A 14547-nucleotide genomic window follows, 5' to 3' on the forward strand; every position below is an offset into this window, starting at 1 on the left:
AATTGATGCTTTGAATCGCCACCATAGTAGCCGCCCATCATGTCCTCAGGCGACCGAGCTCCCGCTCCAGAACCTGCACTTCATTGTCCAGGGCCTGACCACTGCCTTTGACGCGACCAGCAAGTTCCCGGAGATCGTTGGCGGCGTCACCGATATGAGTGAGGTTGCGATTGATTTCCTCGCTCACCGAGCTTTGCTCTTCCGCTGCGGTCGCCACCTGGGTCACGTGTTCGACAATGGTTCCGATCCGCTCGACAACCGTGGCCAGGGAATGGGCCGCCTCCTGGGTGCCATCCACCGCCGAGGTGGCGCGATCAACACCGCTCTGGATCACCGAAACCGCCCCGTTCACATCCTGCTTCAGACCGTCGATCATGGTGCTGATTTCATCGGTAGATTCCCGCGTCCGGGAGGCAAGGGTTCGGACCTCATCGGCGACAACGGCAAAGCCGCGCCCCTGCTCACCGGCCCTTGCCGCCTCGATGGCGGCGTTAAGCGCCAGCAGGTTGGTCTGTTCTGCGACGCCACGGATGACATCCAGGATCCGGTTGATGTCCTCACTGCGATTGGCCACCTGGCCGATCGCAGTGCTGGCCTCGCCCATGTCATTGGCCACCGCGCTCACGCCGTTGACTGCGGACGACAAGGTGTCCTGGGTAAAGCGGATGCCGTCCTGGGCCATCCGCGCGTTGTCCGCCGCCTCACCGGCAAATCCCGCGACCTCACCGGCAGCGACAGACATTTCATTCATGGCGGTCACCACGCTGTCGATGTCCTGATGTTGCCTGCCGGTCTGCTCATCGGTCTCAACCGCAATACTTCCGACATCCCTGGCCTGTTCGCGGACCTTGGCGTTTACATCCTTCAGGTCGTTGATCATCTCTCTCAGCCTCGCCAGGAAGGCGTTGAATCCGCCAGCCAGCTCGATCAGCTCGGCGTGGGTGTCGATTTCCAGCTCACGGGTAAGGTCCCCTTCGGCACTGGCCAGGTTCTTCATGCGATCCCGGATCTCATCCAGCGGGCGGGTCACCGAGCGGACCAGGAGAACGAGGGCGACAACAGCAAGAACCACGACACCGATGCCTACCAGGGTCTGGCGGGTCGCGGTCGCGGCCACTTCGTCTGACAGCAGGCCCGTGATTTCGGAAACGCTGGCAAGCGCGGCATCTCTTGGCAGTTCAATCAACAACGACCACTCGGCATCGGGCAGACTGATTTCGACGGGATAGGCCACGGCCAGGGTCTGGCCGTCATCGAAGGTCCCCCCACCCTGATGCAGTCCCGAGAAGGTATCGCCATGCTCCGGCAACGCCTCCCGGAGGGGCCGACCAAGATGAGCCTCATAATGACTGGATGCCGCGATAAGACCCTGCTCGCTGATCAGCGTGACCCTGGACTTGCCGTCAAACAGTTCCTTGCTGACACCAGAAATGGTTCTTTGCAGTGTCGAGAGATTGATATCGACGCCCACCACGCCGGCGAATGCTCCGTCGTCCAGAATCGGAACCACCAGGCTGGTCATCAGCTCGGAATAGCCCTCACTGATTTCGTAATCATAGGGCTCCATGATGCAGGGTGCCCTGGTGTCCCGCGAGCACAGATACCACTCGGCTTCCCGAATCCCGAATTCGTTCAGGCTATCCAGATACTTCGTAGCCGGGTCCTCGGTGCGGCTGAAGTGAACCTTGCCCTCCGGATCCCGGTAGTAATAGATTTCCAGGGTGCCCTCGTCGCTGCTGTGCTCCTCAACACCACCGGTGAAATAGCGATCCTGCCCGTCATAGCCATCCGGCTCGAACTGTGCGTATATCGAGCTCAGACTTTTCTGCTCCTCAAGCACGGCGCCAACAGTCTCCTGCAGGGCCGTCCTGCTGATTCGACCGGAACTGTCGGACTGAATATTGCGGGTAATAACATTGCGGACGACTTCCGGGGTCCGAAAGGCAGTTGCAAACTGACCACTGACCAGCTCGCCGAACTTGCCAGCGGTTGCGCTGAGCTGATCCATTACAATGCCCTGCACCGTATCCCGGGTCTCGACACTCAACCTCTTCTCCATGGCTCCGAGAGACAGCTGGGCAGTCACCACGATACTGATGCCCATTATCAGAAGCAGGGACACAACGAGGGCGTAGAGCTTGAAGCGGAGCGATAACTGTTTCATGGTGAAGGCGGACCTGCGGGGAGTTGGGGGTTCATTCTATTTTAGAGCACGGAGGAGCCGGTGGCCTACCTGACGCTATTTCTGACCGCGTTCGCCGCTGCCACGCTGCTGCCCGCTTACTCGGAAGTTCTGCTGGGCACGCTGATAACACAGGGTTACTCCTGGTGGTGGCTGTGGTTCTGGGCAACACTGGGTAACACGCTGGGCTCGGTCGTTAACGGAGTTATCGGCCGGCAGGTAGATCGCTTTAAGCATAAACCCTGGTTTCCGATCAGCGAGATGCAATTGCACAAGGCGAGGAACCGCTTTAACCGATATGGCCAATGGTCTCTGCTGATGGGCTGGCTGCCTCTGGGCGGCGACGCGCTGACCCTGGTTGGCGGGATCATGCGCGTGCCGTGGCTCAATTTTGTGATACTGGTAGGAATCGGCAAGGGGGCCCGCTACGCCTTTGTGCTCTGGCTCGTCGCGGAGGCGTCCGGTGCATCGTCACCTTCACCGTAGAGGTATTTCCGAAGCAGCGGCTCGCCGTTAAATTCGGAATTCAGAACCGCAACGAAGGTGTAGACCCCGATCAGTTTACGGTTAAGGAACACGAACTCCTTCGGGGGCACGCGGAAATAGCGACTGATCGCCGACCGGGCCGCCTGACGCGCCACCCGGGACGGCAGTTCACTCTGCTTCCAACGATACTGGCCGTGGCTGTTTACTGCATAGTCTGGCCAGGAATCCTTGTCGCTGGAGAGCGGTTCAAGCACCGACATGCAGACCTGGCCAAACTTCTCCAGTACCTCCTCCGGCCACTCGGTGCTCATGAAACGCAGCTTCACGCCACCATCGATTACCGCATCGAGATCGTTCTCGTAGGATGCCTTGATCATCTGGATGACCGGTTTGAGAAACTCGTCCGAGTAGGACTGCACGGCGCCGAAATCGAGGAGGACGATACGGTCGTACCCCGGGTCATCCCCTTCCTCCCCGGCAATCCGGATGCGGTAGTTGCCGAAATTGGGATCGGTCTGTATTTCGCCCCAGATGAACAATTCCCGGAAAAACAGCTCCAGGGCGGCCTTGCCAAGGGCACTGCGACGTTCCAGCGGCAGGTCCCTGACCGACTGGGAACTGACCGAATGCCCGTGCTCGTAGGTTGAACAAATAACGTGCTCGGTTGAAAACTCCGGCAGGACCCTGGGCACAATGAATCTCGGATCCGATGCCAGCATGTTGCGGAATTTCTCGGTGGTCTTCGCCTCAAGGCGATAGTCCACCTCCCGATGCATCATCTGCCGGACTTCCTCCAGCCAGTCATTGAACTCGGGGCCAAAACTGACCAGCCTGGCCACTCGCAGCAACTGGGCGACAGCATTCAGGTCGCTGTCTACCGCGTCGGCAACGCCCGGGTATTGCACCTTCAGCACCAGCTCCAGGCCGTCACTGCGGCGCCAGGCCCGATGGACCTGCCCCAGCGACGCAGCGCCAATAGGCTCGGGCTCTACATCCAGTTGCGCCAGACGCTCCGCGCCCAGCTCGTCTTTCAGCACACGCTCGATAGCCGGCCATTCCAGAGAAGTGGTCTGATCTTCCAGGGTGTGGAGCGCTTCGGTGACTTCCTCGGGCAAAAAATGCTCGCCGTACAGAGCCATAACCTGGCCAATCTTGACCACGCTGCCCTTTAACTTGCCCAGTTCATCCACCAGGAACCGGGCCTGGCTCGAAAGCATGGCGCGGTGACGTTTTTCCCGATTTTCCCGAGTGCTGAACCAGTTGGTTGCCATATGTGAGGCCATACGGGTACCGGCAAACAACCCGGCACGGGTCAGACTCAGCCTGCGCTCGAAACTGCCTGTCTTGATGCGGGAAACCGAATTTCCTGAACGTCTGGAAGACATAGTGACCTGTTCGGATCAGAGAATTTCACCACGTTTGGCGGCTTACACCATTATACGGATAGTCAGGGGAGCTGACCTAACCGAGTCGACCGGCCTGCCGCGGCCACGGGGCCAATGCGCCAGCCCCGTTGCCGGTTTACATCTGCACAACCGGATCGTTTACGTTTCGACACAGTTTCCGCCGGGAAACCGGTCTAGTATTTCTAGATACGTAAGGTCCAACAACGACTATCACAACAACAAGATCTGAAAATGCCGCAATCCGCAAGAAAAACGCCGGATACGGAGCTGTCGCAGTTCCGGGTCAAGGGCGAGATTCCTGTCCCGATCCTGATCAACTGGCTGACCGCTGTTGCCGTGCCCCTGCTCTGTTTCTTTGCCTGGCGCTCCAGCCTGCAGAACGACCCGATCACGCCGCCACTACTGGTTGGCTTCGCCGTTCTTCTTGCCGTCAACTCTGTGAGCTACCTGCTCTTCGGTAACAAGACCCTGCAGCGTCGCGGCTTCATAACCCTGATTACGGTGCTGTTCACCTACCTGGCTATCAACGCGGTAGAGGACGGTTCCGCCATTATCTGGTTGTTTGCCTACCCGCCCATCATTTTCTACATCAGCGAATCCCGGGTTGGGGTGCTCGCCTGCTGTGGCGGGTTCGCCGCCGTCATCTTCCTTTTCAGCCCACTGGGGGATTTCCTGTTCGATCCGCCGCACAGCACCAGTTTCAGAATCACCATGATAGCGGTGCTGGGTTTTGAAATGGTCACCTGTTACATCCTTGACCAGAGCCGTCGACGCAGCAAGCTGGGGTTGCTGAAGCTGGCCGCGGAATTCGAGTATGCCGCCAAGCACGATGCCCTGACCGGCCTGGCCAATCGCCGCGAAGCGCTTGAGCAACTGGACATCGAGTATCAGCGCTATCTTCGCAACGCCCGGCCCTTTTCGGTGCTGCTGATGGACATTGACCTGTTCAAGAGCGTTAACGACAACTATGGGCACCATGTGGGTGACGAATTGATCATTCTGGTGGCCAGGACCCTTCGGGAACAATGCCGCAAAGTTGATACGCTGGCCCGATGGGGCGGTGAGGAGTACCTGGTTCTGCTGCCCGAAACCAATACCGGGGAGGCGCTGGCATCCGCAAACCGGATCCGTGAAGCTTTTGCCGCCAGATCCGTAAGCACGGAGAAGGGCCCGATTCAGGCAACCATCAGTGTGGGGGTGGCGTCGATCCGTGGCTCGGAATCCATCGATCGCCTGCTGCAGCGGTCAGACGAAGCCCTGTATCGGGCGAAATCCGAGGGACGTAACCGCGCATGCGGTTACGAGAATGAAGCCGCGGCCTGAGCTACCAGCCCTCGCGGAAATCGACATCGTGGTGAGCCAGGCCACTGACCAGCTGCTGCGACAACCTCCGCTGCACGTCAGCCAGTGTCACACCGGGAACAAAGTCGCGAACCTGACACATGGCCATTCCGGCGTAGCCGCAGGGGTTTATGCGCTGAAAAGGCTCCATGTCCATATCCACATTCAGCGCCAGGCCATGAAAGGAACAACCCCGGCGAACCCTCAGTCCGAGCGAGGCAATCTTGGCGTCGCCCACGTAAACGCCCGGGGCGTCCGGTCTCGGAGCGGCCTCAACGCCCAATTCTGCAAGCGTGCGGACGATGGCCTGTTCGATCTCGTCCACCAGAGAACGTACACCAAGTTTTTTGCGAGTCAGATTGATCATCAGGTAAATCACGAGCTGGCCGGGACCGTGGTAGGTCACCTGCCCGCCCCGATCCACCGGGATCACCGGGATGTCGCCCGGGGCAAGAATATGTTCGGCCTTCCCCGCCTGGCCCTGGGTATAAACCCGCGGATGCTGCAAACACCAGAGTTCATCCGCCACACTGTCATCGCGGTCAGCGGTGAAGGCTTTCATGGCCTCCCAGGTTTCCAGATAGGGCTGCTCACCCAGGGATCGGACAATCAGGTCAGGCATCGGGCTCAGAGCACCATGTGTACGCGGCCACTGGCCTTGAGATCCTCGAACAGGGCCTTCAGTTGCGCTTCACCCGTGGCCACAATCTTCAGTTGAACCGAGGAAAAACGGCCTTTGCTGCTGTCGTTAACGGTGATATCGGTCTCGCTGATTCCGGGGGCATGCTGCTCCACAACCTCGACCACGAACTCGGTGAAATCCGGGGCCGCATTGCCAATCACCTTGATCACATAGTCGCAAGGAAACTCAATTTTTGGTGCTTTCGGCTCACTCATGCCGTTTTACTCCCCGGGATCAACATCACCTTACTGAAATAACTGAATGAAAAAGAGCTTGATGGCGTCCCAGATGCGTTTGAAAAAGCCACCTTCGGGAACCTCGGTCAGGGCCAACACCGGCTGATCAACCAGTACCTCGCCGTTATAGGAGACCTTCACCCGTCCCAGCTCGTCCCCAACTTTAATGGGTGCCTTAATCACAGAATCAAGGTCGACCGTCGATTCCAGATCGTTTCGTGAACTCCGTGGAATGGTCACGTAGACATCCTCAGTCATGCCAACGGAGAGCTGATCAGCCTGACCGCCCCAGACACGGGCTTCGATGAGCTCCTGGCCTGACCGGAACAGGCGTTCGCTCTCATAGTAGCGGAAGCCGTAGTTCAGCATTTTCTGGATTTCCTGGGCCCGTGCTTCTGAACTGTTGGTGCCCATAACCACGGCAATAAAACGGGTGTCGTTGCGTTTGGCAGAGGCAACAAGGCAATAACCCGCCTCCTCGGTATGGCCTGTTTTCAGGCCGTCGACGCTATCATCGCGCCAGAGCAGACTGTTCCGGTTCGGCTGGCGAATGTTGTTGTAGGTGAAATGTTTTTCAGCGTAGAGCGGATAGTTCTCCGGGTAATCGTTGATGATCGCGCGGGCCAGCATCGCCAGGTCATAGGCTGTTGAGAAATGCTCCGGCGAGGGCAGGCCGGTCGCGTTCACGAAATTGGTGTCTTTCATTCCCAGCAGTTGGGCCTGCTGGTTCATGATGTCAACGAAGGCTCCTTCACTGCCTGCAACGAATTCCGCCAGGGCAACAGACGCGTCGTTGCCCGACTGAATGATGACCCCCCTGAGCAGATCTTCGACCGAAACCTGGGTGCCTTCCCGAACGAAGGTGCGCGAACCTTCGGTCTTCCAGGCATTAACGCTGATGGGAACCATGTCGGACATGGCAATGCGGCCCTCATCAAGCTCACGCTCGACAATATAGGCCGTCATCATTTTGGTCAGACTGGCCGGAGGCAAACGCTCGTGGCTATTCTCCTCCATGATGATCCGTCCGCTCTTGGGATCCATCAACACGTAGGAGCTGCCGGCAATCTGCGGCGGCGACGGAATCAGCACCGACTGGGACATTGCCTTGCCTGTCAGGGCAAGCATCAGCACAAGGACAACGGAGAGAGTTCGAAAAGCAGAGTTTAAGGCCATGGGTCCATTCATTCGTCGTTAAGTGTATTTTTTTAAATATGTCGTGTTCGGCTTATTCAGTGCGTATCGGTCAGTAGGATGGACTGATCGAAACCACGGGCTTCCAGCAGGCTTTGGGTACGCCTGGCGCTGTCTTCGTCATTGAAGGGGCCCACCTGGACCCGATGGAAGCGCCCCGCGGAGGTATCCACTGCCCGAACGCGCATCGGATTCTCCAGCACCGCCCTCACCTGGCTGAGCAGTTTTTCAGCCGGATCCCGGCTGCTGAAGGACCCCAGCTGCACAAACAATGACCGGTTGGTCATGGCCATGTCGCCGCTTGCCTCCACCCGGCTTTCAGCGTATCCGGCCGGATCTCCCGGGGAATAAGGCTCGCCGGCAATGAACATGGCGCCATCCGGCCTGACGGTGATGGCAGCCACCTCCACACGGGCCGTGCCCCTGGCCTGGTACCCCAGCTTCTTGGCAGCGGCGTATGACAGGTCGATGATCCTGTCGCTGTGAAAGGGACCGCGGTCGTTGACACGGACAATCACCGAGCGACCGTTATCAAGGTTCGTTACACGTGCATAGCCGGGGATCCGCAGGGATTTGTGCGCGGCGGACATGGTGTACATGTTAAAGGTTTCGCCGTTGGAGGTCTTGTGGCCATGAAATTTCTCGCCGTACCAGCTCGCCGTACCCCGCTCCACATAGCCATCGTTGCTGTCGAGCACGTGGTACTGCTTGCCCCAGACCTGGTAGGGCGATTTATTGCCCGCCCTCCTGGGAGCCTCGTAAACCGGTACCGCATCGTCAAGACCGGACACATCGAAGTTACCCGAAGGGGCCCTGTCGGTTGCCAGGGTATAGCGGGACGAATGGTCCGTTTCCGGGGCCGACGCGCAGCCGCCGAGTATCAGCGACACAACCACCGACAGCAGGAGGGAGAATGAGGGCTTGCAGTTCACTGTCCGGAATTCCTCTTGACTACACTGGCCACCGGTATCAGGTTCCCGGTGGTCCAGCCTTCATTGTAACGGGTTCTCCGAAGGAATCACCATTACCCTGTGGCCATGGTTTGATTGACCGAATCAGGCGCCAATCATTCGCCGATGGGTATGAATCGACATCAAAACACCAAAGGCTGCCATCAGGGTGACCCCCGACGTACCACCGTAGCTGATCAGGGGCAATGGCACACCAACGATTGGCAAAAGTCCACTTACCATCCCGACATTTACGAAGATGTAGATGAAGAACGTCATGGTGAGCGCACCCGCGAGAAGGCGGCTGAATGAATCCTGGGCTGTCGCGGCAATATACAGGCACCGCAGTATGATCAGGAAATACACCGTCATCAGGATCAGCATGCCCACGAACCCGAACTCTTCAGCCAGCACTGCGACGATGAAGTCGGTATGACTCTCTGGCAGAAACTCCAGGTGCGACTGGGTTCCCTGAAGCCAGCCCTTGCCATCCACGCCACCGGAACCGATGGCGGTCTTGGACTGGATGATGTTCCAGCCGGCGCCAAGGGGGTCACTCTGAGGGTCCAGAAGCGTCAACACACGCTGTTTCTGGTATTCCCTCATGACGAAGAACCACATCAGCGGGGCCGAAACGGACACCATGGCCACGAACGCCGTGATCAGTTTCCAGCTGATGCCCGCAAAAAACACCACGAAGATACCGGCCATGCCGACCAGCAGCGAGGTCCCCAGGTCCGGCTGCTGCATGATCATGACCATGGGCACCAGAACGATCGCCAGCCCGACGGTTACATGCCGGAATCTGGGCGGCAGGAAATGCCTGGACAGATACCAGGCCGCCATCATGGGAACCACCAGCTTCATCAATTCCGATGGCTGGAAACGCGGAAGTCCCGGAATAGCCAGCCATCGTTGCGCACCCTTGGCACCAACGCCCACCAGCAGAACCGCAATCAGGGCCACAATACCGGCGCCGTAGAGCCACGGCGCCCAACGGCGAAACACCGAGGGATCCAGCTGGGCAAATACCAGCATCACGACAAACGCCACGCCCAGCCGGATGCCCTGGGCCTTGACGACCTCAAGGTTCCGGTCGGCACCGCTGTAGAGTACGAACAGCCCGCCGGAAACCAGCAGGAGTAACAGCAGCAACAGGATTGGATCCAGATGCAGCGCTGTCCAGATGCTCCGGTGCCGGCCAAGAGGGTTGCTTGCGGTTGAATCCAGTAACGCCTTGAACGCCATCAGTCAGCCACCTCGCCGACACCACTGACCAATGCGCTATCCCCCTGGCCATAATCCAGCAACCAGGAGTCAAACAGCGCCCGCGCGACCGGTGCCGCGGTGCCACTGCCGCTGCCGCCGTTCTCGACAATAACGGCGACGGCAATTTTCGGGTTATCTACCGGCGCAAAACCCACGAAAAGCGCATGATCCCGAAGCCGCTCGCGGATTTCTTCCTCATCGTATTCTTCATCCTCGGCCAGACTGAAGACCTGGGCAGTTCCTGTCTTGCCTGCCATCTTGTAGGGGGCACCACGACCAGCACCCCGGGCAGTGCCCTTCGCTCCGTGCATGACTTCAACCATGGTTTCCACCACATACTCCCAGTCGTCCGGGTTCTTCAACTTGAGCGGCTCGTGGGTTTCGGCGGGTAGGAACTCCTCGACCGGGCGATCCCCCTTGATATCTTTCAGTAACCTCGGCTCGACCCACTCGCCTCGATTGGCGATTAGGGCGGTCGCTGTCGCCAGTTGCAACGGTGTTGCCAACATGAAGCCCTGGCCGATACCCAGGTTCACGGAATCTCCCGGATACCAGGGTTCATTGCGCACTGCCCTTTTCCAGTCTCTGGAAGGAAGCAAGCCGCTCAGGGCCCCGGAGACATCAAGCGTCGCGTCTTCCCCGAAGCCAAAATGAGACAGGTAGCTGTGCATGGTATCCACGCCCATTTCGACCGCCGCCTCGTAGAAGTAGACGTCACAGGATTCGGCCACAGCGTCCTTGAGATCAACCCAGCCGTGCCCCGTCCGCTTCCAGTCGCGCCAGACCCGGCCACCCTGATTCAGTCGGAAATGCCCCGGATCCCAGATGGTGTAATCCCGGGTGGTCGCGCCACTGTCGAGGGCGGCGACCGCAAGCATGGGCTTGAGGGTTGAGCCTGGCGGGTACTGACCGCGCAAGGCACGATTAAACAGGGGCTTGTCTTTGCTGTCGCTCAATTCCCGATAATCGTTGACGCTGATACCGGTGACGAATTTGTTGGCATCAAACCCCGGCACGCTGGCCAGCGCGAGAATGCCGCCGGTATCCGGTTCTATGGCAATGATGGCGCCCCGACGACCATCAAGAAGCTCGTGGGCACGCTGTTGCAGCCTGAGATCCAGATGCAGCTGCAGATCCTCCCCGGGAACCGGGTTCTCACGTTCCAGAACCCTGAGAGTCCGGCCCCGGGCATTGGTTTCGACATGCTGGTAACCGACCTGGCCGTGGAGGATTTCCTCGTAGAACCGCTCAATGCCCGACTTGCCGATGTAGTTGGTGCCTGCGTAGTTGACCGGATCGATCCTTTGCAACTCATCCCGATTGATACGTCCGACAAACCCCAGGGCATGGGCCGTCAGCTCACTGTGGGGGTAATACCGTACCAGCTCAGCCTTGACCTCGACGCCCGGAAGCTCGTGGCGATGCACGGCGAGGCGTGCCATCTCCTGCTCATTAAGGTCATAGCGAAGGGGTATTTCCTGGAAGGGTCGGCGGGGCTCCTGAAGCCGACGCTGAAACCGTTCGCGGTCTTCCTCGGAGATCTCCAGGATCGCGTCAAGCTGCGCCAGGGTATCGTCCATGCCCTGCACCCGCTCGGGCACAAGCGTTACACTGAAAACGGGGCGGTTCTCCGCCAGCAGGGTGTTATTGCGGTCGTATACCAGCCCCCGGGGAGGAGGCACCGACTGGACCTGGACGCGATTCTTGTCTGAGAGCGTGGTGTATATCTCATGCTCCACGACCTGAAGCTGGTACATCCGGGCAATCAGACCGCCGATAGCGAGCATGACAATTACCAGCATGACCAGGGTCCGCCGTTGGAACAGCCGGCGTTCCGCTGCCGTATCCTTGAACTCACCCCATGGCATAACGTCCCCCTAGGCCCGGTGATACGGGTGATTGCGGGTGATCGACCAGGCCCGGTAGAGCTGTTCTGCAAGAACAATACGCACCAGGGGATGAGGCAGGGTCAGGGGCGACAACGACCATTGCTGGTCGGCCCGTTTGCGGCAATCGTCGGCGAGGCCATCCGGGCCGCCCACCAGAAAGCTGACGTCCCGGCCATCCTGTTGCCAGTTCTCCAGCTGCGCCGCAAGCTTTTCGGTCGACCACGGCCGCCCACCAACCTCCAGCGCGATGACCCGGTCCTTCGCGCCGGTGGCCGCCAGAATGGCGTCGCTTTCTCGCTGCATCAGCCTGGGGATATCGGGATTCTTGCCCCGGTGGGCGACGGGGATTTCAACCAGTTCCACGGGTAGCTCCGGCGGCATGCGGCGGGCGTAATCTCCGAATCCGGTACTGACCCAGTCGGGCATTTTCTGCCCCACACAGATCAGGCGTAACCGCATGATTATTCGCTGCCCGCAACACCAAGATCCGGAGCATCACGCCAGAAGCGCTCCAGATCGTAAAATTCTCGTGTGGCAGGCATCATAACGTGAACAACCACATCGCCCAGATCCACGAGAATCCAGTCGCTGACGCCGGCACCTTCAACATTGCTCGCGCGCACGCCCTTCTCCTTCGCTTCGACCACGACGGAGTCTGCCAGGGATTTTACATGTCGGTTGGACGTTCCGGATGCCAGAACCATGAAGTCGGTGACACTGGTGCGGTCACGGACATCGATCACGCTGATGTCCTGTGCTTTCACATCCTCAAGCGCATTAATTACCAGATCTTTCAGTTGCTCTGCCTGCATAATCAACCTGTTGGACGGGCGTTTGCCGGTATGGCCGCCCGAAATGTCATATTCAGACGCGATTGTAGCACTAAAAGTTCCCGTCAGGGCATGCTCCATAGAGCCCCTGACGGCGAATTTCTGTCCAGACCGAGTCAGGCACCAGATAGCGGGGCGAGCGGCCGTCACCGATACGCTCCCGAATACCGGTCGCGGAAACATCCAGCAAGGGTGGATCCAGCTCGAGAACGCAGCCGCAGGGGCTGTCATGCAGGGCCTCCGGGCTTTCCACACCACGCTCTGCCAGCAATCGGGCCGGTTCGGAGGATGGGTCCAATGCCGGGCCCGGCCGACGGACCACAACCACATGCGCCAGATCCGGAATATGCTGCCATTCCCGCCAGCGATCGAAGCCAGCAAATGCGTCCGTGCCAACCACCATCACCAGGGGTTCATCCGGGCCAAGCTCGGCCCGGAGTTGGCGAAGGGTATCGGCGGTGTAGGACGCTCCTTCCCGTGAGAGCTCACGGTCGTCAATCCGCAACTGGGGCTCACCGGCCACTGCCAACCTCAACAACTCCAGGCGCTGTCTGGAAGACGCCCCGGTTTGCCCCCGGTGCGGCGGAATATGACAGGGCACCAGGCTGACGTAACCCACGCCAAGACGATCGCTGATTTCCAGCGCAAGCCTGAGATGGCCATGATGCACCGGGTCGAAGGTCCCCCCATAAATGACATGCATGGGCATCAAGTCCGGATGTGCCCGTCACCGAAGACCACGTATTTCTGGGATGTAAGGCCTTCCAGCCCCACCGGTCCCCGGGCGTGGATCTTGTCAGTGGAGATGCCGATTTCGGCCCCCAGACCATACTCGAACCCATCGGCGAAGCGCGTGGAGGCATTGACCATCACCGAACTGGAATCCACCTCCGTGATGAAGCGCCGTGCCCGCGTGTAGTTCTCAGTAATGATGCTGTCGGTATGCTGGGAGCTGTAGCGGTTGATATGGGCAATGGCGCCTTCCAGGCCGTCAACCACACGCACTGCCAGGACCGGAGCCAGATATTCGGCTTCCCAGTCTGCCTCGGTAGCTTCGACCACGCCTTCGACGATGGCCCGTGTCCGCTCGCAGCCCCGCAATTCCACGCCTTTTTCAACAAAAGCCTGGGCCAGCAGAGGCAGGATATCCTCGGCGATTTCTGCATCCACCAATAGGGTTTCCATGGTGTTACAGGTTCCGTACCGGTGGGTTTTGGCGTTGATCGCCACCTTCAGCGCCTTTTCCGGATCGGCATGGCTATCGATGTAGACATGGCAGACGCCATCAAGGTGTTTGATAACAGGCACCCGGGCATCGCGGCTGATGCGCTCGATCAGACCCTTGCCGCCCCTGGGCACAATCACATCAACGTAGTCCGGCATGGTGATCAACTCTCCGACCGCAGCGCGGTCCGTTGTCTTGATCACCTGCACCGCATTCTCGGGCAGTCCCGCTTTGGCGAGCCCCGCGGAAAGACAGCGGGCAATGGCCTGGTTGGAATGAATGGACTCTGAGCCGCCCCGGAGAATGGTCGCATTGCCCGACTTGAGGCACAGACTCGCAGCCTCGACCGTCACGTTGGGACGGGACTCGTAAATAATACCGATGACGCCTAACGGAACACGCATCTTGCCCACCTGGATACCGGAGGGCCGGTAGTTCATGTCGGTGATGGCACCGATCGGGTCTGGCAGGGAGGCCACCTGGCGCAGGCCCTCAATCATGGTATCGATTCGCTGGGGTGTCAGCTCCAGCCGGTCAAGCATCGCCGCATCCAGGCCATTTTCCCGGCCCATCTGCAGATCCTTGCCATTGGCGAGGGCCAGCTCTTCCCGGGCTGCATCCAGGGCCTCGGCCGTCGCCAGGAGCGCCTGATTACGCACGGCGGTGGTCGAACGAGCCACTCCGGTTGCCGCTGCACGGGCCTGCTGCCCAACCTCAGCCATGTACGCTGCAATATCCATTCAAATACCTTTCTGTTTTCAAGCGGAATCGGGAATCAGGGCCTAACTTTACCTTTCCCGTTTCAAGTACGCATCCCAAACAGATATTATACCGCTGCGATATGCCATACTCGGACC

14 protein-coding genes are annotated in these 14547 nt (G+C 59.2%); 2 read left to right on the forward strand and 12 right to left on the reverse strand.

Translation table 11 applies throughout. The annotated features are described in order from the left end of the window. Positions 1 to 37 precede the first annotated feature (37 nt). Complete coding sequence (locus KYE_RS18275) at positions 38 to 2164, reverse strand: methyl-accepting chemotaxis protein (protein ID WP_008176410.1); 2127 nt, start codon at positions 2162 to 2164, stop codon at positions 38 to 40. A gap of 60 nt (positions 2165 to 2224) precedes the next feature. Here KYE_RS18275 and KYE_RS18280 point away from each other — a divergent pair, with 60 nt between their 5' ends. Next, positions 2225 to 2668, forward strand: a complete 444-nt coding sequence (locus KYE_RS18280; RefSeq protein ID WP_008176412.1) for a YqaA family protein — start codon at positions 2225 to 2227, stop codon at positions 2666 to 2668. Here the strand turns inward: KYE_RS18280 and KYE_RS18285 are convergent. Then, positions 2608 to 4053 carry an ABC1 kinase family protein gene (locus tag KYE_RS18285; RefSeq protein ID WP_008176414.1) on the reverse strand — a complete coding sequence of 482 codons (1446 nt, stop codon included), beginning with the start codon at positions 4051 to 4053 and terminating at the stop codon, positions 2608 to 2610. The genes KYE_RS18280 and KYE_RS18285 overlap by 61 nt on opposite strands. 252 nt (positions 4054 to 4305) lie before the next feature. Here KYE_RS18285 and KYE_RS18290 point away from each other — a divergent pair, with 252 nt between their 5' ends. Continuing rightward, on the forward strand, positions 4306 to 5397 hold the full coding sequence (locus KYE_RS18290) for a GGDEF domain-containing protein (RefSeq protein WP_008176416.1): 1092 nt from the start codon (positions 4306 to 4308) through the stop codon (positions 5395 to 5397). Between the two features lies 1 nt (position 5398). On the opposite strand, the gene lipB is transcribed toward KYE_RS18290, so the two are convergent. The 10 genes from lipB to KYE_RS18340 form a co-directional block, all read right to left on the reverse strand. Continuing rightward, a complete protein-coding gene (lipB, locus tag KYE_RS18295; protein WP_008176418.1) occupies positions 5399 to 6037 on the reverse strand; it encodes a lipoyl(octanoyl) transferase LipB in 639 nt (212 codons plus the stop codon). A gap of 5 nt (positions 6038 to 6042) precedes the next feature. Then, entirely contained in the window at positions 6043 to 6312 is a 270-nt protein-coding gene (locus tag KYE_RS18300) for a YbeD family protein (protein WP_008176421.1), read from the reverse strand. A gap of 30 nt (positions 6313 to 6342) precedes the next feature. Next, the gene (locus tag KYE_RS18305; protein ID WP_008176423.1) at positions 6343 to 7509 is read right to left on the reverse strand and encodes a D-alanyl-D-alanine carboxypeptidase family protein; all 1167 of its coding nucleotides are present in this window, start codon (positions 7507 to 7509) and stop codon (positions 6343 to 6345) included. A gap of 56 nt (positions 7510 to 7565) precedes the next feature. Beyond that, positions 7566 to 8459, reverse strand: a complete 894-nt coding sequence (locus KYE_RS22185; protein WP_008176425.1) for a septal ring lytic transglycosylase RlpA family protein — start codon at positions 8457 to 8459, stop codon at positions 7566 to 7568. A 123-nt stretch (positions 8460 to 8582) separates the two neighbouring features. Beyond that, positions 8583 to 9725, reverse strand: coding sequence for a rod shape-determining protein RodA (rodA, locus tag KYE_RS18315; protein ID WP_008176427.1), 1143 nt, complete (start codon positions 9723 to 9725; stop codon positions 8583 to 8585). After that, positions 9725 to 11614 carry a penicillin-binding protein 2 gene (gene mrdA, locus KYE_RS18320; protein WP_008176429.1) on the reverse strand — a complete coding sequence of 630 codons (1890 nt, stop codon included), beginning with the start codon at positions 11612 to 11614 and terminating at the stop codon, positions 9725 to 9727. Before mrdA ends, rodA begins: the two co-directional genes overlap by 1 nt. 9 nt (positions 11615 to 11623) lie before the next feature. After that, a complete protein-coding gene (gene rlmH, locus KYE_RS18325; protein WP_008176432.1) occupies positions 11624 to 12094 on the reverse strand; it encodes a 23S rRNA (pseudouridine(1915)-N(3))-methyltransferase RlmH in 471 nt (156 codons plus the stop codon). Between the two features lie 2 nt (positions 12095 to 12096). Further along, the gene (gene rsfS, locus KYE_RS18330; RefSeq protein ID WP_008176434.1) at positions 12097 to 12447 is read right to left on the reverse strand and encodes a ribosome silencing factor; all 351 of its coding nucleotides are present in this window, start codon (positions 12445 to 12447) and stop codon (positions 12097 to 12099) included. A 70-nt stretch (positions 12448 to 12517) separates the two neighbouring features. Continuing rightward, positions 12518 to 13168 (reverse strand): nicotinate-nucleotide adenylyltransferase, encoded by a 651-nt coding sequence (nadD, locus tag KYE_RS18335; protein ID WP_008176437.1) that lies wholly within the window; start codon positions 13166 to 13168, stop codon positions 12518 to 12520. 5 nt (positions 13169 to 13173) lie between these two features. After that, a complete protein-coding gene (locus tag KYE_RS18340; RefSeq protein ID WP_008176439.1) occupies positions 13174 to 14430 on the reverse strand; it encodes a glutamate-5-semialdehyde dehydrogenase in 1257 nt (418 codons plus the stop codon). Positions 14431 to 14547: the final 117 nt, after the last annotated feature.

This window comes from Marinobacter manganoxydans MnI7-9, from assembly GCF_000235625.1.
In the GTDB taxonomy this organism is placed as follows: domain Bacteria; phylum Pseudomonadota; class Gammaproteobacteria; order Pseudomonadales; family Oleiphilaceae; genus Marinobacter; species Marinobacter manganoxydans.